Origin of the sequence: Bradyrhizobium symbiodeficiens (genome assembly GCF_002266465.3) — a bacterium.
Taxonomy (GTDB): domain Bacteria; phylum Pseudomonadota; class Alphaproteobacteria; order Rhizobiales; family Xanthobacteraceae; genus Bradyrhizobium; species Bradyrhizobium symbiodeficiens.
Genome location: NZ_CP029427.2, coordinates 250,695 through 270,389 on the forward strand (window position 1 = coordinate 250,695; position 19,695 = coordinate 270,389).

Below are 19,695 nucleotides of genomic sequence, written 5' to 3' on the forward strand. Positions count from 1 at the left end.
GGCCTTTTCATCAGGGCGCACGGAGCCGTTGCCGCGCGCAAGGCGCGGCCCGGCCGTCGATGGGGTTGTGTGAGAGCGCCTTAAGCGCGGTCGCTGTAGGCGAGCTTGACGATGTGGTCGCGGATGTCGGACGGCCAATCCGCGATCAGCCCGGTGAAGCGCCGCCGGTCATCCGCAAACAATGCGCGCGAAGCTTCCTCGAACTGCGGCAGGTTGCCCGCCATGGTCGACATGAAGTGATAGGCCGCATCGCGCGCCTGCCGTTCGCGGTCCTTGTCGCCGCTCGCGCGCCTCGCCTCATCGACGAGCTTGCGCAGCGCGACCGAGGCGCCGCCCGGCTGCGCGCCGAGCCACTCCCAATGTCGCGGCAACAGCGTCACCTCGCGCGCGACCACGCCGAGCTTCGGCCGGCCGCGCCCGCGCGGCTCGCTCGGTGGTACGGTTTCCTCGACCGGCGGCGGCACGAGCTTGGCCAGCCGCGCCAGCACCTCGCGATCCCCGCCGCGCAGATCGAAATCGATCGATCGACCCGTGCCGTCCTCGAAGATGATGATGGGCTCGTCCGGCCGCGGCGCCACGCGCTTGACGACCAGCGCGACCTCGCCTGCCGGCCCGGACACCAGGCGACGCTGGCCCTGGAAGGCGGTGAAAATCTTGTTCATTGGAATCATTGCCACTTTTACGGCGTTCGGACTATTTAATACCCGGGTAAATTATCGATGTCAATGTACCCGGGTGAAAATATCCGCTCCCCAGGCTCGACATCGCGGTCCCGGACTGGCAGGTACGCGACCGACCGACGACGCCTAGCCATCACGCCTGCCCTGGGGACCTCGCCGATGCTGACCGTTCACCACCTCAACAACTCCCGCTCGCAACGCGTGCTTTGGCTGCTCGAGGAGTTGGGCGTGCCCTACGAGATCGTGCGCTATCAGCGCCAGCCGGATATGCGCGCGCCGAAGGAGCTGCGCGCCATCCATCCGCTCGGCAAGTCGCCCGTCATCACCGACAACGGCAACACCATCGCCGAGTCGGGCGCGATCATCGAATATCTCGTCGGGACCTACGGCAACGGCCGGCTGGTTCCGCCGCCTGATACACCGGAGCGGCTGCGCTTCACCTATTGGCTGCATTATGCCGAGGGGTCCGCGATGCAGCCGCTGCTGCTCAAGCTGCTGTTCACGCTGATGCCGAAGCGCGCGCCGGCGCTGCTTCGTCCGCTGGTGCGCAAGGTCTCCAACCAGGCGCTGACCACGCTGGTCAATCCGCAGCTCAAGCAGCACATGGATTATTGGGAAGGCGAGCTCGGCAAGAGCGAGTGGTTCGCCGGCAACGAATTCACCGCAGCCGACATCCAGATGAGCTTCCCGCTGGAAGCGGCGCAAGCGCGCGGCGGGCTCGAGCAGGGCCATCCCAAGGCGATGGCGTTCCTCGATCGCATCCACGCGCGCCCGGCCTATGCGCGCGCGCTGGAGAAGGGCGGGCCGTATCAGGTGGGGCGGTAAGCTTCCTCACCGCCCCGGGAAGACGGCGCACGATGGTGCCTATCAGTGCGCGTGCAGCACGCGTCCGCGTGTTTCCGGCAGCGCAAAGGCGGCGATGAAGAACACCACATAGGCGACCACCGCGAAGATCGCGATCGCATTCGCAAGCGAGGTCGACGCCGACAGCGCGCCGACGAGGAATGGAAACAGCGCGCCGATGCCGCGGCCGAAATTGTAGCAAAAGCCCTGGCCGGAGCCGCGCAGCCGCGTCGGATAGAGCTCGGTCAGGAACGCGCCGATGCCGGAGAAATAGCCCGAGGCGAAGAAGCCGAGCGGGAAGCCGAGCAGCCAGAGGATTTCGTTGGTGAGCGGCAGCTGCGTATAGAGCAGCACCACCGCCATGGCGCCGATCGAGAAGATCAGGAACAAATTGCGCCGCCCGATCCGGTCGGCAAGCCAGGCGCCGGTGAGATAACCGATGAAGGAGCCGATGATCAGCGTCGACAAATAGCCGGTCGAGCCGACGATCGACAGATGGCGCTCCTTGGTCAGGAATTGCGGCACCCAGAACGTGACGGCGTAGTAGCCGCCCTGGCAACCCGTCGCCATCAGCGAGGCCAGGATCGTGGTCTTCAGGATCGGGCCGGAGAAGATTTCCCAGATCGCCGGGCGATCGCCGCTCGCGGCGTGCCTGGCGCGAGCCTCGACCGCGATCGCCGGCTCGGTGACGGAGCGGCGGATGTAGAACACCAGGAGCGCCGGCAGCGCGCCGATCACGAACATCCAGCGCCATGCGATCTCCGGCGGCAAGACCGAGAACAGGATCGCCTGCGACAGCACCGCGAGGCCCCAGCCGACCGCCCAGCCCGACTGCACCGAGCCGACCGCGCGCCCGCGATATTGCGGCCGGATCGCCTCGCCCATCAGCACCGCGCCTGCCGCCCATTCGCCGCCGAAGCCGAGCCCGAGCACGGCACGTGCGATCAGGAGCTGTTCGAAATTCTGCACGACAGCACAGACCAGCGAAAAGAACGAGAACCAGATGATGGTGATCTGGAGCGTCCTCACCCGCCCGATATGGTCGGAGAGATAACCGCCGAGCCAGCCGCCGATCGCGGAGGCCAGCAGCGTCACCGTGCCGGCAAGGCCAGCCGAGGCCGCATCGACCTTCCACAGCGCGATGATGGTGCCGATCACCAGCGGATAGATCATGAAGTCCATGCCGTCGAGCGCCCAGCCCGCCGCGCACGCCCAGAATGTCCGGCGTTCGGGCACGTTCATGTCGCGATAGAACGCAAGAAGGCTGGTGTCTTCGATCTCCGTGCGCTCGATGCGCTGGTTCGGATCGGCTGGCGTCATGTGCGTTTCCCCGGCAGTTTCTCGAAAGCTGCGCTTTGGTAGCACGCGTGGCAGCGAGAGCTAGCGGGTCCGCGCTCCCGTGCCATGCAAATGACGTGTTACTGCCCCGCTGCTTCGGCGCCCCGCGTGCGCGGATCGGGCGCGCCGAGCGGCCCGTGGGGTGTCACGACAATCGAGTTGGCCGACGTCTGCCCCATGGGCTCGACGATGACGTGACCCATCGCCTTCAGCTCGCCCAGAACATCGCTGCGAAAGCCACGCTCGATGCGCACTTCATCCGGCAGCCATTGATGATGCAGCCGTGGCGCCGCAACTGCGGCAGCAACGTCCATCTTGTAGTCAAGGACGTTCACGATCACCTGGAGCACCGTCGAGATGATGCGGCTGCCGCCGGGCGAACCCGTCACCAGCACGGGCTTGCCGTCCTTGAGCACGATGGTCGGTGACATCGACGAGAGCGGACGTTTGCCGGGTCCGGGCAGATTGGCTTCAAAGCCGACCAAACCATAGGCGTTGGAGGCGCCGATGGCGGCGGTGAAATCGTCGAGCTCGTTGTTGAGCAGCACGCCGGTGCCGTCGGCAATGAGGCCGACGCCGTAGCTGAAGTTCAGCGTGTAGGTGTTGCTGACCGCGTTGCCGCGGGAATCGACGACAGAGAAATGCGTGGTGTTGCTGCCCTCGCGCGGCGAGGAGGCCGCGGAAACGAGCTCCTTCGACGGTGTGGCGCGTTCGATGGAGATGCCTGATCGCAGCTTGGCGGCGTAGTCCTTGGCGGTCAGCGTCTCGATCGGTGCGTTGACGAAAGCGGGGTCGCCGAGATAGCGCGCGCGGTCCGCGTAGGCGCGCTTCATCGCCTCGATCAGAAGATGCAACGATGTCGGCGAGCCCTGCTTCAAATCGGCAAGCTGGAAGCCCTCGAGGATGTTGAGCGTCTCCACCAGCACGACGCCGCCCGACGAAGGCAGCGGCATCGACACGACGTCGTAGCCGCGATAGGTGCCGCGCACCGGCGCCCGGATCACAGCCTGATAGGCCTTCAGATCGGCGGGCGTCATGATGCCGCCGGCCTCAGCTACGGCCTTGGCGAGCTTTTCCGCAACCGGCCCCTCGTAGAAGCCGCGTGGCCCCTGTGCGGCGATTGTCGACAGGGTTTCGGCGAGATCGCCCTGCACCAGCCTGTCGCCTTCACCGACCGGCGTGCCATCGGGCCGCGAGAAGATCTTGGCCGAAGACGGCCAGCGTGCCAGCCGCCGATGCCAGCCCGGCATCGTGTCGGCCATGTCGTCGCTGACGACGAAACCATCGCGGGCGAGCGCGATCGCGGGCGCGAGCAATTGCGCCAGCGTGAAGTGCCCCGAGCCGTATTTCTCCAATGCCAGAGCGAGGCCCGCAACCGTGCCGGGCACGCCGACGCCGAGCGCGGAATCCCGTGACTTCGCAACATCGGGCTTGCCGTCGGCGCCGAGGAAGATTTGCGGCGTGGTCGCCGCCGGCGCCGTCTCGCGGTAGTCGATCGTGATGTCTTCGTTGCGGTCCGCGGAATGGATCACCATGAAGCCGCCGCCGCCGATATTGCCGGCACGCGGATAGGTCACGGCCATCGCAAAGCCGGTCGCGACCGCGGCATCGACCGCATTGCCACCGCTTCGCAGGATATCGGCACCGATCTGCGCGGATATCTTCTCCTGCGCGACGACCATGCCGTGCTCGGCGGCTACGGCGCGCACCGTGTCGGGCGCAGCAGGAACATAGGCCCGCCGCGCATCCTGAGCGGTCGCGGGTGCGAGACCAAACGCCAGAGTGGCAATGACGGCGAAAAACGTCCGTCGGGTCGAATGTGACGACATCATCAAAATCAAACTTCCGTCGTGGCTTCGGACAGTTCACACACCTCGTGGCAATGCTATACGGTTTGCCTCAAGACAGCCAAAACTGTTCGTGATGAGGACTGCGTGATGACGACGATCGCCCCGGATGCGCGCATGGCCGGCGTGCCGCGGACCTATCCGCCGCGCGCCGCCGTCGTCAGCTGGATTTTCTTCGACTGGGCCGCGCAGCCTTATTTCACGCTGATCACGACCTTCGTGTTCGCGCCCTATTTCGCCACCAGCATTGCGCCGAATCCCGCCGCCGGCCAATCGCTGTGGGGATTTGCGATGGCAGCCGCGGGCCTTGCGATTGCGTTGATGTCGCCGCTGCTGGGGGCCATCGCGGACGCCTCGGGCCGTCGGAAGCCGTGGATCGCGGGATTCGGAGCGCTGCTGGTGGCGGCATCCTGCACGCTGTGGATCGGCAAGCCCGGCGATCCCTCGATCATTCCGCCACTGCTTACAGCCGTCGCGCTTGCCAGCGTCGGCGCTGAGTTCGCCACCCTCTTCAACAATGCGATGATGCCGACGCTGGTGCCGCCGGAGCGGATCGGCCGGCTCTCCGGCACCGGCTGGGCCACCGGCTATGTCGGTGGCATCGTCAGCCTGATCATCGTGCTCGGCTTCCTCGCGGCCAACCCACAGACCGGCCGCACGTTGCTGGGCCTCACGCCGCTGTTCGGGCTCGATCCGGTCAGCCATCAGGGCGATCGCATCGTGGGGCCGCTGACCGGGCTGTGGTTCATCCTCTTCGTGACACCGTTGTTCCTGTTCACGCCGGATTATCCGGCCAAGCGCCCGATGCGCGAGGCCTTGCGTGCGGGGCTGTCGGAGCTGGGCCAATCGATCAGAAGCCTGCCGCAGCAGAGATCGCTGGCGGCATTTCTGCTCGCCAACATGATCTATACCGATGGTCTGGTGTCGCTGTTCGCCTTTGGCGGCATCTATGCTGCGGGCACCTTCGGCTGGCACACGATCCAGATCGGCACCTTCGGCATCATGCTCGCGATCGCCGGCGCGTTTGGCGCATGGTTCGGCGGCAAGCTGGACGATCGTCTCGGGCCGAAGCGCGTCATCGCCGGCAGCATGCTCGTGCTGCTGCTGTCGGTGGCGGCGATTCTCCTGGTCGACAAGGACAGTGTGTTGTTCATCCAGGTCGCGCCGCCGCAGGCCGATGCTTCCTTGTTCTCGAGCGCGGCCGAGCGCGCCTACCTCGTGCTGGGCTGCCTCATCGGCGCCGCCGGTGGTCCACTCCAGGCCGCCTCACGCACGCTCTTGATCCGCCTCGCACCGAGAGACCGCATCGCGCAGTATTTCGGCCTGTTTGCGCTGACCGGGAAGGTGACGTCCTTCATCGGACCGTTGCTGATCGGCACGATCACCGCGGTGACCGCAAGCCAGAAGGCCGGCATGGCCGTGTTGGTGGTGTTCTTCGTCGCGGGGTTGGGGCTGTTGATGCGGGTGAAGGAAACCTGACTCCCGCCGCACTCCGTAGCCCGGATGGAGCGAAGCGCAATCCGGGACGGTCTTTGTGAGATTGCGAAACCCGGATTGCGCTTCGCTCCATCCGGGCTGCATTCTTGCTAACGGCCTTAGTGCCGGAAATGACGCGTGCCTGTGAACACCATGGCGATGCCGTGCTCGTCGGCGGCCTTGATCACCTCGTCGTCGCGCATGGAGCCGCCGGGCTGCACCACCGCGGTGGCGCCGGCCTCGATGCAGGCGAGCATGCCGTCGGCGAACGGGAAGAACGCATCCGACGCCACCACCGAGCCCTTGGTGAGCGGCTCGGCGAGCTTCAGCTCAGCTGCCGCATCCTGCGCCTTGCGCGCCGCGATCCGAGCTGAATCCACCCGGCTCATCTGGCCGGCGCCGATGCCGACGGTGGCGAGATCCTTGGCGTAGATGATGGTGTTCGACTTGACGTGTTTTGCGACCCGGAACGCGAATTTGAGGTCGCGCATCTCCGCGTCCGTGGGCGCGCGCTTGGTCACGATCTTGAACGTCATGTCGTCGACCACGGCATTGTCGCGGCTCTGCACGAGCAGGCCGCCGGCCACCGTCTTGGCGGTGAGGCCGGGCGCACGGGGATCGGGCAGGCTGCCGGCGAGGAGCAGGCGCAGATTCTTTTTCCCGCCGATGATCGCGATCGCCTCCTCGGTCGCATCGGGCGCGATGATCACCTCGGTGAAGATTTTTGTGATCTCGCGGGCGGTGTCGGCGTCCAGCGGACGATTCATCGCGATGATGCCGCCGAAGGCCGAGGTGGAATCACAGGCCAGCGCCCTGCGGTAGGCCTCGACGAGGTTCGACCCCTCCGCGACGCCGCAGGGGTTGGCGTGCTTCACGATCACGCAGGCCGCGGTGCGCTTGGCGTCGAACTCGCCGATGCATTCATAGGCCGCATCGGTATCGTTGATGTTGTTGTAGGAGAGCTCCTTGCCCTGCAGCTGCCGCGCGGTGGAGACGCCCGGACGCTTGTCGGGCGTCGCATAGAACGCCGCCGTCTGGTGCGGGTTCTCGCCGTAGCGCAGCGACTGGATCAGCCGGCCGCCGAAGGCGCGGAAGTCAGGCGCATCGATCTCAATCTGACGGTTGAACCAGTTCGAGATCGCGGCGTCGTAGGCGCCGGTGCGCGCATAGGCCTTCGCGGCAAGCCGCCGGCGCAGTTTCAGCGTGGTCGCGCCGTTGTTGGCGGCGAGCTCGTCGAGCACGGCCTTGTAGTCATCTGCCTCGACGACGACGGCAACGTCGTCATGATTCTTCGCGGCGGCGCGGATCATCGCGGGGCCGCCGATGTCGATGTTCTCGATGCAATCCTCGAAGCCGGCGCCTTTGTCGACGGTCGCCTCGAACGGATAGAGATTGACGACGAGAAGATCGATCGGCGCGATGCCATGCGCCTTCATCGCTTCCGCGTGTTCCTTGTTGTCGCGGATCGCGAGCAGGCCGCCATGCACTTTCGGATGCAGCGTCTTGACGCGGCCGTCCATCATCTCGGGGAAGCCGGTGAGGTCGGAGACGTCCTTCACCTTGAGACCGGCCGCAGCGATCGCTTTCGCGGTGCCGCCGGTCGAGACCAGCTCAACATCATGCGCGGCAAGCGCCTTGGCGAACTCGATCAGGCCGGTCTTGTCGGAGACGGAAAGCAGGGCGCGGGTGACGCGGCGGGGATGGTCAGTCATGAGCAAGATCCTCTGTCTTAAGGAGTGTCTATGCCCAGGCGCGCGGCTTCTGAGTCCCGCGCTTCCCGATGGTGCTCCATCCAAGGTCGCCAGTCGCGCGAGCGAGGGCTCGATAGCAGTTTTTGGCGCGGTTCACAACGATCAGATGGGGTCGAATCCGCGGTTAGAGCGGAAGTTCCGGTTCGCGCCGGGCGTTGCGGCGGGCATTGGTGACGGTCGGCGATGCGGTGGAGCGGACGAAGCTCCAGCGGATCGAGGGCGCCTGCCGCGCGTCCTGCCGGATCACGATCTGCGCGGTGCGGCGCGGCCCGTCATTGCCGGCCAGGAACACGCTATCCTCGAGGTCGACCTTGTCGTCGAGTGCCTCGAAGGTCCAGACATCACGGTTCGGTAGCACCAGCATGACGCCGCGCGCATCCGATAGCCGGCTCGCCTTCACCGCGGGATGCAGATGGAAGCGCAATGCGAAATCGGCATCAGCGCCCTTGAAGCGTCCGCCCTGCGGCGGCGACAGCGTGTCCTCGCCGTCGATGCGCGCGCCGTCATCGGCGATCATCAGCACGCGGCGATGGATAGCGCCGAACTTGGCGAGATAGCCGTCATGCGAACTCGTGAGCAGCGTGCCGTTCTGCACGATCTCGCGATAGCTCTCGACCTCGACCGGCCCGCTGGTAACAGGCGAGCCGTGCAGGAGCCGTTTCATCGCCGACATCTCGACGAACTGGCATGACGATGTCTCGTGATAGGTCAGCGTCGAATGCGCCGCCGTGCCGCGTGCGAACGGCCGCCAATTGTCGCGGCCGGTGGTCGGCATGCCGCAATTGGTGACGATGCGGCTGATGCCGGAGGACAGCTCGAACGACAGGCAGCCGGCATGGGCGTCGTGACTGACGCCGGCCAGCGGCGGCGGGCCGGTGTCGATGATCACGGTGGTCTGGCCGGCATCGAGGCGCTGGAAGCCGGTGTGCGGCATGTTCGCCATCGGCACGCCATGGGTGTCGTCATAGGCGAGCAGCGTGGCGAGCAGGTCGGACGATGTCGCGCTCATGCCGTTGAACAGCGCGAAATTGCCGTCGCCATGCCGGAAGAAGCGCAGCATCGGCATCATGCGGTCGATCGCATTGAGCAGCGCCGGCGGTGGCGCGATGTTGCGCGCGGCAAAGGTCTGGCGCAGCGGCAGCAGGTCGATCAGGAGTTCGATCAGCGCGCCCGGGTTGCGGGAGATGTGTCCGCCGTCGGGCAGGATCTGCCGCTGCAATTCGTCCGACAGCTTCTTCGATGCGCTGCGGATGTGACGCGCCTGGTTGGCCAGGCAGAGGGCCGCATAGCACAGCGCGATCAGCACCTGGAGCTTCGGCACCCCGTCGGGAATGTCGACCATGGTGTAGCGCAGGAAGCGGATTTCGCGCGCGAGCGCGCGCAGGTAGCGGCGGTAGAATTTGTTGTCGGTCTCGTTGAGCACCAGCGGCGCCTGTGACAGCAGCGAGATCACGCGCCGGGCCAGCACGTCGGCGCGTCGCGCGACCGGGCGACGCTTGTTGGCGGGATTGGCGATCCAATCCTCGATCAGCGCACGCGCATTCGCCCGTGTCAGCGCAGTGTCGGCGGCGCGCAAATGGCGCAGCCAGCCGAAGCCGAGCAGCGCGACCTCCCAATCCTCCGACGGCGGCTCGAGATCGAAGATCGAACGGCCGTGGCAATTGACGATCTTGCCGGCGAAGACGAATCGGCCTGCATAGATTTCGGCGGCGCGAGTCGCATCCGCGGTGCGCAGATCGTGCGGCGCGATGATCAGCCTGTCCGTGCGTCCCGGCCAGACCCGCGACAGCGCAACGGAACCGCCGCTCGCGCGCGCAAGCACGTTCCGCGCGAAGCGGTTCATGACCAGCGTCGAGATACGTCTGCGTTGAGCGACTGACACGCCTTGCCTTGAAGGGGGAGAGGATTCCGACGAATCCTTATTAATCCCAAAATCGAACGGCTGACACCACCTTGAACGGCGCGAATCAGCGTCGTGGTCGCAAAATCCAGTGCAAAATCAGGATTTAACGAGTCGGGCCGCGAAAAATCCGTCGAGCCCGCCGAGCTTGGGATCGGCGTTCGGCAGATGGCTGGGCAGAGTGCGAAGATCGCCTTCGGGGGTGAGGATTTCGCTCAGGCCCGCGACCTCCGGCGCCTCGATCGGGACGCGGCGAAGCGCAGCTTCGGCCGCGAGCAGCGCGGCCACGGCCTGCTCGCCTTCTTCGGGTTCCAGCGAGCAAGTGCAATAGATCAGCGTACCGCCCGGCTTGAGCAGCGTCACCGATTTTCGCAGCAGCCGCTGCTGCAGCACGGTCATGGCGGTGACATCGGATTCCTGCCGCAGCCACGCCACATCCGGATGGCGGCGGATCGTGCCGGTCGAGGTGCAGGGCGCATCGACCAAAATACCGTCGAAACCTTCGGCCGGGCCGGCCCATTCCACGGCGTCAGCGACGACGGTCTCGGCCTGGAGCGACAGTCGCGCCAGGTTTTCACGCAGCCGCGCCACCCGGGCCGGCGAGCGGTCGATCGCCGTGACATGCGCGCCGGCATGCGCCAGTTGCGCGGTCTTGCCGCCGGGGGCGGCGCAGAGATCGGCAATGGACTTGCCCTTGACGTTGCCGAACAGCCGGGCCGGCAGCGCCGCGGCGGCGTCCTGCACCCACCATTGTCCCTCGGCGAAGCCGGGCAGCATGGTCACCGAGCCGTGCAGCAGCATCCGCACCGTTCCGGTCGGCAGCGTCTCGCCATGCAGGCGGCTCGCCCATTGCGTGGCATCGGACTTCACGGTGAGATCGAGCGAGGGCTCGTGGCCGAGCGCCCGCGCCATCTCCCTTGCGGTTGCTTCGCCATAATGCGCGCTCCAGCGCGCGAGCAGCCATGGCGGCAGATCCAGCGATTGCGCCGCGACCTCCTCGACCAGCGCCGTCCCCTCGCGCGCGCAGCGGCGCAGCACGGCATTGACGAGGCCGGCATAGCGCGCGGCGCGCCGGTCGGATTGCACCAGGCGAACGGAGAGGTCGACGGCCGCGTGATCCGGCACGTCCATCCAGAGGATCTGCGCCGCGCCGATCAGGAGCGCGCTCTGCGCGCGCGGCGCCTCGGAGGGGATGCCCTTGTCGAGCAGGCGAGACAGCACATGGCCGAGCGTGCCGAGCCGGCGCAGCACGGTCGCGACCAGGCGGCGCATCAGCGCGCGGTCGCGGTCGGCCAGCGTTTTCAGTCCGGGATGGGCGCCGCTGCCGTCGAGCTGGTCGTCGAGCGTACGGTGCTTGTGCAGCACGCCGTCGACGATGTCGGCAGCGATCCGTCGTGCTGCAAGGCCTGGCACTTCGGACGGAGGAGCAAAACGTTGAGATGGCATGCGGCTTAAGGTTCTGAGCGAGCGGCAGTTCCGCCGAGGGGCGCATGCCTTGAGAACCCGATCTCTGGCACGCGAATATGCCAAATGTAAGAAAGGCCTCTCGCCTTTACAGCCCGCCATGACCATCTCAGCAATGCGATATTGGACCTCGCATGTCCCCAGATCCTGCGCTAGGAACCGCGCGATGAGTGACCAGGCCTCCGTTCCCGATCGCAAGAAACTTCCGCCGGCCGCCCAGCGCGCGCTGGCTGAGGCCGAGGCGCGCCGGCAGGCAGCGGCCGCGCATGATAAGGCCGCGCCGAAGGAATTGCAGGGGCCGAAAGGACCTGAGCCCACCCGCTACGGCGATTGGGAGCGCAAGGGTATCGCTTCGGACTTCTGAGACGCCGGTCGCTCGCTCTTGCCGGTTCAGCCGACTCAGCCCTAGCGTGCGCGGGATGTCGCGCTTCGAACCCAACCGTCCCAACCGGCCCTCCTACAGCGGCTCGCCTTTCGGCCGCCGCTTCTCCGGGCTGCTGCCGTGGATGTTCGTGGTCGGCATCGTCACGGCGATCGTGCTCGGCTTTCGCCATGGAACGACGTGGCCCATTCCACATGCGGATGACGGACAGTCGCGCGATGCCGAGATCATCCTGCAGCACTCCGGCAATTCCAATCTGCGTCAGCCGGTCGATGTTGTCAGGACCGTGGACGGCGATACTTTCCTTGCGCGTGTGCATCAGCCCAATGGCCGCGATCTCGTTGCGCGCGTTCGCCTGCGCGGCATCGATGCACCCGAGATGAAAGCATCCTGCCAGGACGAGCTCGACAAGGCCGAGGCCGCGAGCGATGCGCTGCGCAATCTGCTCGGCCAGGGCGGCGTCGCGATCTTCAATCTCGGCCAGGACAAATATGGCCGCGTGCTCGCGGACGTCGCGACCAAACGCACTGCCAACGTCTCGGCGGCGTTACTCGCAGGCGGCTATGTGCGCAGCTACGATGGTGGCCACCGCAACGGCTGGTGCGGACGCGGCTGGCGCTTCTGGTAACAAAAAGCCGCATCGATCGATGCGGCTTTTTCAATTCAGGTCGGGCGCGGCGATCAGCGCGTCACGACCACCGTCGTGCCGACGGAGACGCGGCCGTAGAGATCGGTGATGTCGTCGTTGAGCATGCGGATGCAGCCATAGGAAACGAAGCCGCCGATCGAGCCCGGCACGTTGGTGCCGTGGATCGCATATTCGCCGCCGGCCAGCGTCATCGCCGCGACGCCCATCGGGTTGCGCGGCGAGCCGCCGGGAATGACGTCCGGGATGCTCGGCTTGTCGCGCTTCACCTCGGCCGGCGGTGCCCAGGCCGGGTTGCGATATTTGCCGTCGATGCGCGTGGTGCCGGCCCACTGCTTGCCGGACTTGCCGACGCCGACCGGATAGCGCACGGCGTGGCCGCTATCGAGAATGAGGTAAAGCCGCCGCTCGCTGGTTTTGACCACGATCGTGCCCGGCGAATAATCGGCCAGATGGGCCCCCACCATTTCCGGCCGCGCCTGCGCCGCCGTCGGCATCAACACACCTGCCCCGATGGTGGCGGCGAGCGCCACAGCAATCCTTATCGACATCGATTTTCCCCCAGCCCGCAACGGATCGTCCAAAATGACGCACAACCGGCAATCGCCACCTTGCCCGTCCTTGTCAGGGGACAATCTTAACCGCGCCCGTTAACCGGTTGGTTTCGACGCACGGCCGCCAAGGGCCAGCCAGCGGGGGAAACAAAGGAAATGTTCGAAATAAAGTAAATGACCTGAAAACAACACTCGGCCGGAAAGATGCGGCCGCGCGGGTGCAAGCCCTGACAAGTCCGTGAGGGTGTGAACGGCTGTTGTTTCAGGGGGCCTCGGCGCGAAAGGCCGACTCGTGTCCCCGACGCGCTGCAGCGCCCTGGCGCTGCTGCGCCGAGCCGGACTCGGTTCTTTCGTTGCACGGTTGGATGAGCCCCGGCTCAGCAGCGCACCGCGAAGTGCGCGCTGCGCTGCGTCCGGGGCACAAGAGCTTGCCTTAGGCCGACTTCTTGTTCTGCCGGTTCTGGACGAGATCATCGACCACGGCGGGATCGGCCAGGGTCGAGGTGTCGCCCAGGCTGCCCGGCTCGTCCTCGGCGATCTTGCGCAGGATGCGGCGCATGATCTTGCCGGAGCGGGTCTTGGGCAGGCCCGGCGCGAACTGGATCTGGTCGGGCGAGGCGATCGGGCCGATCTCCTTGCGCACCCAGGTGACGAGCTCCTTGCGCAGGTCGTCGGTCGGCTCGATGCCGGCCATCAGGGTGACATAGGCGTAGATACCCTGGCCCTTGATGTCGTGCGGGAAGCCGACCACGGCAGCCTCCGAGACTTTCTCATGCGCCACCAGCGCGCTCTCGACTTCCGCGGTGCCCATGCGATGGCCGGAGACGTTGATGACGTCGTCGACGCGGCCGGTGATCCAGTAATAGCCGTCGGCATCGCGGCGGCAGCCGTCGCCGGTAAAGTACTTGCCCTTGTAGGTCGAGAAATAGGTCTGCTCGAAGCGGGCATGGTCTCCGTAGACCGTGCGCATCTGGCCGGGCCAGGATCGCGTCAGGCAGAGATTGCCCGAGGTCTCGCCGTCCAGCACCTTGCCGTCGGCGTCGACGATCTCAGGCACCACGCCGAAGAACGGCTGTGTCGCCGAGCCCGGCTTGAGCCTGGTCGCGCCCGGCAGCGGGGTGATCAGGATGCCGCCGGTCTCGGTCTGCCACCAGGTATCGACGATCGGGCAGCGGTCGTCGCCGACGACGCGGTGATACCACTCCCAGGCTTCGGGATTGATCGGCTCGCCGACCGAGCCGAGCAGACGAAGCGAGGCGCGCGAGGTCTTCTTCACCGGTTCGTCGCCGCTCTGCATGAGGGCGCGGATCGCGGTCGGCGCGGTGTAGAAGATGTTGACCTTGTGCTTGTCGATGACGTTCCAGAACCTGGAATTATCCGGATAATTCGGCACGCCTTCGAACATCAGCGTGGTCGCGCCGTTCGCCAGCGGCCCGTAGAGGATGTAGCTGTGGCCGGTGACCCAGCCGACGTCGGCGGTGCACCAGTAGATGTCGCCGTCATGATAATCGAAGACGTATTGATGCGTCATCGAGGCGAACACGAGATAGCCGGCGGAGGTGTGCAGCACGCCCTTGGGCTGGCCGGTCGAGCCTGAAGTGTAGAGGATGAACAGCGGGTCCTCGGCGTGCATGTGCTCGACCGGGCATTCCGTCGTCACCATCGCCGCCGCCTCGTGGTACCAGAGGTCGCGCGTCGGGTTCATGTCGACCTTGCCGCCGGTGCGCTTGACCACCACGACCCAGTCGACGTCATCGGCCTTGGCGAGCGCGGCGTCGACATTGGCCTTCAGCGGCACCTTCTTGCCGCCGCGCAGGCCTTCGTCCGCGGTGATGATGACCTTGGATTTGCAGTCATTGATGCGCTGGGCGAGGCTGTCCGGCGAGAAGCCCGCGAACACCACCGAGTGGATCGCGCCGATGCGCGCGCAGGCGAGCATCGCATAGGCCGCCTCTGGAATCATCGGCAGGTAGATGGTGACGCGGTCGCCCTTCCCCACGTTGCGGGTGCGCAGGATGTTGGCCATCCGGCAGACTTCGTCATGCAGCTCCTTGTAGGTGATGTGCCTGGACTGCGAGGGGTCGTCGCCTTCCCAGATGATCGCGGTCTGGTCGCCGCGGGTGTGGAGATGCCGATCGATGCAGTTATGGGCGACGTTGAGGATTCCGTCCTCGAACCATTTGATCGAGATGTTGCCCGGCGCAAAGGAGACGTTCTCGATTTTCGTCGGCGCGTGCATCCAGTCGATGCGCTTGGCCTGTTCGGCCCAGAAACCGTTCGGGTCCGAGATCGAGCGAGCGTACATTTCCTTGTACTTGGCCTGGTCGACCCAGGCGCGCTTCGCCCATTCCGCGGGGACGTCGTAGATCTTCTCGGACATGCTTTCCCTCCACATACGGCAGGCCGAACGCTAGCGACTGGCGAGCCGACTTGATCATTGACTGATTATGCGTCGGGCTAACCGGGCCCGACAAGGAGCACAAGCTGGACCTTCGGCGGCCCACCGGCCATGCGGAAGATCAAGGTCACCCGTTGTGATTGTCGCAGTTCTGAAACAGACCAAACGGGCGGCTTCGGGTTCTTTCCTCAGGTGAGCGGATCGGGCCTGCGCAGAGCCCTCATGCACTGGCAGAGGTATTTAGAAACCGCCTCTCACTGATTCGGGACTCGCAATACGGTTCGGAACACCCTAAATGGCCAACCCGGGTCCAACGAGATCCTTCGGAACAAAAATCAGAACAGCGGCATTGACCGATAACAGACAGGGCTTAGGCATAAGGCTATGATGGATCAGCAGAATCTCGGGACGATACGGCCCGCTTCAGCCGATCCTGCCGCCATTGCGCTGGCCAAAGCCCTCGGACAATGGCCGAAACCGGCCCCTTTCAAGCGTCCGAGCCCGAAAAAGGCCTTCGACACGGCGCCCGCGGCGACGGTCGAGGCGCTCGCCAAGGAGCTCGGCCTGCGGCTCGGGGACCAGAACGAGCTGACCATCCGCCGCATCAAGCGCGGCAAAGGCTATTCCTTCGTCCGCCCCAACGGCGCACATATTCGCGACGCCCGCACCATCCGCCGGCTGCACGCCATGGCGGTGCCGCCGGCCTATCGCGAGGTGCGTTACTCGGCCGATCCGAGCTTGCATCTCCAGGCCGTGGGACGCGATGCCGCGGGCCGGCTGCAATATCGCTATCATGCCGATTGGGAGAAGGTCCGCGAGCACCGCAAGGCGCATCGCCTGGAAAAGCTCGTCGGCGCGCTGCCAAAGATCCGGCGCAAGGTCTCGGCGTTCCTGTCGGGCGACGAACCGACGCGTGAATTCGCGCTCTCGGCCGTGATCGAGCTGATCGCGCGCACCGCGATCCGCCCCGGCAATGAATCCTACGCCCGTCTCAACGGCACGCGTGGCGCGACCACGATGCTGAAGTCCAACGTCACGCTGGAAGACGACAGCTTCGTGCTGACCTTCAAGGCGAAGGGCGGCAAGGCGGTGCGGAAAGAATGCGACGCTGCCAAGCTGGTGCGCGCTATCGGTATTCTCCGCGACGTTCCGGGCAAGCGCATGTTCCAGTATCGCGATGCCTACGGCATCGTGCGGGCGGTCAGCACCACGCAGGTCAACGCGTTTCTACGCGAGATCGCCGGCATCAAGATTTCGCTGAAGGATTTCCGCACGCTGATGGCCTCGGCCGTCGTCGTCGAATCGCTGTCGCGGATCACACCGGCGACCAGCCAGCGCGGCCGCAAGAAGCAGGTGCTGGACGCAATCCGTGCCGCCGCCGACAAGCTTTCCAATACGCCGGCAATCTGCCGCAAAAGCTACGTCCACGACACCATCGTCACCGCTTTCGAGGATGGCATCCTCGAGCGCTTCGCCGCGACCATGAAGGGCCAGCGCTCGCAGGCGCGGCGCGAGCAGCTCTTGCAGCAGGTTGTCGCGACCGCCGCGGTGTAGGCGGCGCTGCCGTAGGGTGGGCAAAGGCGCGTAGCGCCGTGCCCACGACTTCTCGCTAATCGCACGGAACTGTGGGCACGCTGCGCTTTGCCCACCCTACAATAGTTGCGTTCGTGGCCCCTAAACCCCGCCCATCTTGCAGACGAGCTTCCATTCCTCGGCCGTCACCGGCTGCACCGACAGGCGCGAATATTTCACCAGTGCCATCTCGGCGAGTTTCTTCTCGGCCTTGATCGCGGCCATCGTCACCGGTGTCTTCAACGGCTTGTCGGCCTTGATGTCGACGCAGACGAATTTTTCGGTCTTGTCGGTCGGGTCGGGATAGGCCTCCTTGATGATCTCGGCGATGCCGACGATCTCCTTGCCTTCGTTGGAATGATAGAAGAACGCCTTGTCGCCCTTCTTCATGTTCACGAGATTGATGCGTGCGGTGTAGTTGCGCACGCCGGTCCAGGCTTCGCCCTTGGCGCCCTTTGCGACCTGCTGGTCCCAGGACCACACCGATGGTTCGGATTTCACCAGCCAGTAGTTCATAGCGCGCGCCCTATCCGTTCGTCATGGCCGGGCATAGCCGTCCGAAGGACGGCGTCGCTTCCGCTCGCCTATGTCCCGGCCATCCAAACCTCTACCATCAATTCATATCAAGACGTGGATGCCCGCGACAAGCTTGGGCATGACGAGAAGATGTCATTCCTCTGCCTTGAAGGGGCGCGTCATCAGTGCGGAGATCGCGGCGTCGATCGTGCTCCGGCCGCTCAGGATCGAAGCCACAGCTTCTGACACCGGCATCTCGACGTTGTGCGAAGCCGCGAGTTCGATCAGCACCGGCGCGGTGAACTCGCCCTCGGCAAGCTTGCCCGCGGGTGGTTGCTCGCCGCGGCCGAGTGCGAGGCCAAGGGCGAAATTGCGCGACTGCGGGCTCGAGCAGGTCAGGATCAAATCGCCGAGGCCGGACAGGCCGGTGATCGTCTCGCTGCGTGCGCCGAGGGCGCGGCCGAGGCGCGTCAGCTCGGCAAAGCCGCGGGTCGTCAGCGCAGCCTGGGCGGAGGCGCCGAGCTTGCGTCCGACCGCGATGCCGACCGCGATCGCCAGCACGTTCTTGGCCGCGCCGCCGATCTCGACGCCGCGAATGTCGGTGGAGTGATAGGGACGGAACGTCGGTGAGCCCAGCGCCTGCACCAGGTTGCTCGCCAGTGCCTCGTCCTTTGCCGCCAGCGTCACTGCCGTCGGCAAGCCGCGCGCGACATCGTCGGCAAAGCTCGGGCCCGACAGGATCGCAGGCTGCGCGTGCGGCGCGGCCTCCGCGATCACATCGGTCATGAATTTATGGGTGCCGTGCTCGATGCCCTTGGCGCAAGCAACAATCGGCACCGGCCTTGTCAGATGCGAGGCCAGCATGTTGACCGCGCCACGCAAATGCTGCGCCGGTGTTGCGATCAGCAATATGTCGGCGCGCGACGACTTGGCGAGATCGCTGGTGACGACGATTTCTGGAGCGGTCCGCACGCCGGGCAGCCGCGGATTGTCGCGCGTCGATGCGATCCGCGCGGCGTGCTCGGCATTGCGCGCCCAGAGCGTGACGGTCCGTCCCGCCCGCGCCGCCACGGTTGCGAGCGCGGTGCCCCAGGCCCCCGCTCCGATCACCGCGACGGAATCGAACGCCGGCATTGCTAATATCCAGCCCGGGTCTTGCCGTAGCCCGCCGGCGCCGTTGCGTTGGCGTCGAGCAGCCAGCGCGCGCGGGGCTGCGCTTCCATCGTATCGGTCAGGCCGAGCGCGAGGCGTTCGGCGCCGGCCCAGGCGATCATTGCGCCGTTGTCGGTGCAGAGCGCAGGCGGCGGCATGATCAATTGCGTCCCGGCTTGCCGTGCGACCTCATCGAGGGCGCTGCGGATTGCCTGATTGGCGGCGACGCCGCCGGCCGCGACCAACGCGCGCGGCGCGCCGAATTTTTCGCGGAACAGCCTGAGGCCGACGCTCAACCGGTCGGCGGTCGAATCCAGCACGGCGGCCTGGAAGCTCGCGCAGAGATCGCTGATGTCCTGCGGCGTGATCTCGCCTAGCCGGCTCGCTTCGGTGCGGACCGCTGTCTTCAATCCCGACAGCGAGAAATTGGCATCGGGTCGTCCCTGCATCGGCCGCGGAAGCGCAAAGCGCGTGGCGTCGCCGCTTGCGGCCGCGCGTTCCACCTGCGGACCGCCTGGATAAGGCAGGCCCAGCATCTTCGCGACCTTGTCGAAGGCCTCGCCGATCGCATCGTCGACGGTGGTGCCGAGCCGCACATATTGGCCGACGCCGGTGACCGCGACGATCTGGGTATGGCCGCCCGAGGCGAGGAACAAGCAATAGGGAAATTCGATTCCGTCCGTGAGGCGCGGCGTCAGCGCATGCGCCTCCAGATGGTTGACCGCGACCAGCGGCGTGTCGTGCACCATCGCGATCGCCTTTGCGGTGGTGAGTCCGACGATGACGCCGCCGATCAGGCCCGGCCCGGCCGCGGCCGCGACGCCGCCCAGCTGTGCGAAGCCGACGCCGGCCTCCTGCATCGCGCGCTCGATGATGCCGTCGAGCAGGTCGACATGAGCGCGGGCGGCGATCTCCGGCACCACGCCGCCGAAGCGGGCGTGTTCCTCGATCTGCGAACGCACGATGTTGGACAGGATCCTGCCGCTGCCGTCAGGCGTGCGTTCGACCACCGCCGCGGCGGTCTCGTCGCAGGTTGTTTCGATGCCCAGTACCAGCATTGGCGAATTGTTATCCAATTTGCGCCCTTCTCATCCCCCTTGCGCTCATCCGCAAAGCAGAGTTCTGGTACGTCCGGTAGCATTCCTGGGCCAGATTGCGCAATCGCCGCGCGCGGCT

General features: G+C 65.8%; 16 protein-coding genes and 1 riboswitch. Of the genes, 5 read left to right on the forward strand and 11 right to left on the reverse strand.

Going from position 1 to position 19,695, the window contains the following annotated elements; genetic code table 11:
- Positions 1-80 precede the first annotated feature (80 nt).
- Positions 81-662 carry a DUF2239 family protein gene (locus CIT39_RS01195; protein ID WP_162308835.1) on the reverse strand — a complete coding sequence of 194 codons (582 nt, stop codon included), beginning with the start codon at positions 660-662 and terminating at the stop codon, positions 81-83.
- A 177-nt stretch (positions 663-839) separates the two neighbouring features.
- Between CIT39_RS01195 and CIT39_RS01200 the strand changes: the two genes are divergently transcribed.
- Positions 840-1,505, forward strand: coding sequence for a glutathione S-transferase family protein (locus CIT39_RS01200; RefSeq protein WP_094975943.1), 666 nt, complete (start codon positions 840-842; stop codon positions 1,503-1,505).
- A gap of 42 nt (positions 1,506-1,547) precedes the next feature.
- Here the strand turns inward: CIT39_RS01200 and CIT39_RS01205 are convergent, their stop codons facing one another.
- Positions 1,548-2,843 (reverse strand): MFS transporter, encoded by a 1,296-nt coding sequence (locus tag CIT39_RS01205; RefSeq protein WP_094975942.1) that lies wholly within the window; start codon positions 2,841-2,843, stop codon positions 1,548-1,550.
- Between the two features lie 98 nt (positions 2,844-2,941).
- Positions 2,942-4,693, reverse strand: coding sequence for a gamma-glutamyltransferase (gene ggt, locus CIT39_RS01210; protein ID WP_094975941.1), 1,752 nt, complete (start codon positions 4,691-4,693; stop codon positions 2,942-2,944).
- 105 nt (positions 4,694-4,798) lie between these two features.
- On the opposite strand from ggt, the gene CIT39_RS01215 reads away from it, so the two are divergent.
- On the forward strand, positions 4,799-6,187 hold the full coding sequence (locus tag CIT39_RS01215) for an MFS transporter (RefSeq protein ID WP_094975940.1): 1,389 nt from the start codon (positions 4,799-4,801) through the stop codon (positions 6,185-6,187).
- Between the two features lie 116 nt (positions 6,188-6,303).
- On the opposite strand, the gene purH is transcribed toward CIT39_RS01215, so the two are convergent.
- The 3 genes from purH to CIT39_RS01230 form a co-directional block, all read right to left on the reverse strand.
- Positions 6,304-7,896 carry a bifunctional phosphoribosylaminoimidazolecarboxamide formyltransferase/IMP cyclohydrolase gene (purH, locus tag CIT39_RS01220; RefSeq protein WP_094975939.1) on the reverse strand — a complete coding sequence of 531 codons (1,593 nt, stop codon included), beginning with the start codon at positions 7,894-7,896 and terminating at the stop codon, positions 6,304-6,306.
- 25 nt (positions 7,897-7,921) lie between these two features.
- Positions 7,922-8,003: riboswitch (ZMP/ZTP riboswitch) on the reverse strand.
- A 56-nt stretch (positions 8,004-8,059) separates the two neighbouring features.
- Positions 8,060-9,778: a heparinase II/III family protein gene (locus CIT39_RS01225; RefSeq protein ID WP_162308836.1), complete on the reverse strand. Its 1,719-nt coding sequence runs from the start codon at positions 9,776-9,778 to the stop codon at positions 8,060-8,062.
- A gap of 156 nt (positions 9,779-9,934) precedes the next feature.
- A complete protein-coding gene (locus CIT39_RS01230) occupies positions 9,935-11,281 on the reverse strand; it encodes an RsmB/NOP family class I SAM-dependent RNA methyltransferase (protein WP_094975937.1) in 1,347 nt (448 codons plus the stop codon).
- A 184-nt stretch (positions 11,282-11,465) separates the two neighbouring features.
- Between CIT39_RS01230 and CIT39_RS01235 the strand changes: the two genes are divergently transcribed.
- Entirely contained in the window at positions 11,466-11,663 is a 198-nt protein-coding gene (locus CIT39_RS01235; RefSeq protein ID WP_094893249.1) for a DUF1674 domain-containing protein, read from the forward strand.
- A gap of 55 nt (positions 11,664-11,718) precedes the next feature.
- The gene (locus CIT39_RS01240) at positions 11,719-12,309 is read left to right on the forward strand and encodes a thermonuclease family protein (protein ID WP_094975936.1); all 591 of its coding nucleotides are present in this window, start codon (positions 11,719-11,721) and stop codon (positions 12,307-12,309) included.
- A gap of 53 nt (positions 12,310-12,362) precedes the next feature.
- Here the strand turns inward: CIT39_RS01240 and CIT39_RS01245 are convergent, their stop codons facing one another.
- Positions 12,363-12,878: a L,D-transpeptidase gene (locus tag CIT39_RS01245; protein WP_094975935.1), complete on the reverse strand. Its 516-nt coding sequence runs from the start codon at positions 12,876-12,878 to the stop codon at positions 12,363-12,365.
- A 436-nt stretch (positions 12,879-13,314) separates the two neighbouring features.
- Complete coding sequence (acs, locus tag CIT39_RS01250; RefSeq protein ID WP_094975934.1) at positions 13,315-15,261, reverse strand: acetate--CoA ligase; 1,947 nt, start codon at positions 15,259-15,261, stop codon at positions 13,315-13,317.
- Between the two features lie 402 nt (positions 15,262-15,663).
- Here acs and CIT39_RS01255 point away from each other — a divergent pair, with 402 nt between their 5' ends.
- Positions 15,664-16,833, forward strand: coding sequence for a DNA topoisomerase IB (locus CIT39_RS01255; RefSeq protein WP_094975933.1), 1,170 nt, complete (start codon positions 15,664-15,666; stop codon positions 16,831-16,833).
- Between the two features lie 120 nt (positions 16,834-16,953).
- Here the strand turns inward: CIT39_RS01255 and CIT39_RS01260 are convergent, their stop codons facing one another.
- The 3 genes from CIT39_RS01260 to tsaD form a co-directional block, all read right to left on the reverse strand.
- The gene (locus CIT39_RS01260; RefSeq protein WP_094975932.1) at positions 16,954-17,367 is read right to left on the reverse strand and encodes an EVE domain-containing protein; all 414 of its coding nucleotides are present in this window, start codon (positions 17,365-17,367) and stop codon (positions 16,954-16,956) included.
- Positions 17,368-17,520: 153 nt separating this feature from the next.
- Positions 17,521-18,501 (reverse strand): NAD(P)H-dependent glycerol-3-phosphate dehydrogenase, encoded by a 981-nt coding sequence (locus tag CIT39_RS01265; protein WP_094975931.1) that lies wholly within the window; start codon positions 18,499-18,501, stop codon positions 17,521-17,523.
- Between the two features lie 2 nt (positions 18,502-18,503).
- On the reverse strand, positions 18,504-19,577 hold the full coding sequence (gene tsaD, locus CIT39_RS01270) for a tRNA (adenosine(37)-N6)-threonylcarbamoyltransferase complex transferase subunit TsaD (protein WP_094975930.1): 1,074 nt from the start codon (positions 19,575-19,577) through the stop codon (positions 18,504-18,506).
- Between the last annotated feature and the right edge of the window lie 118 nt (positions 19,578-19,695).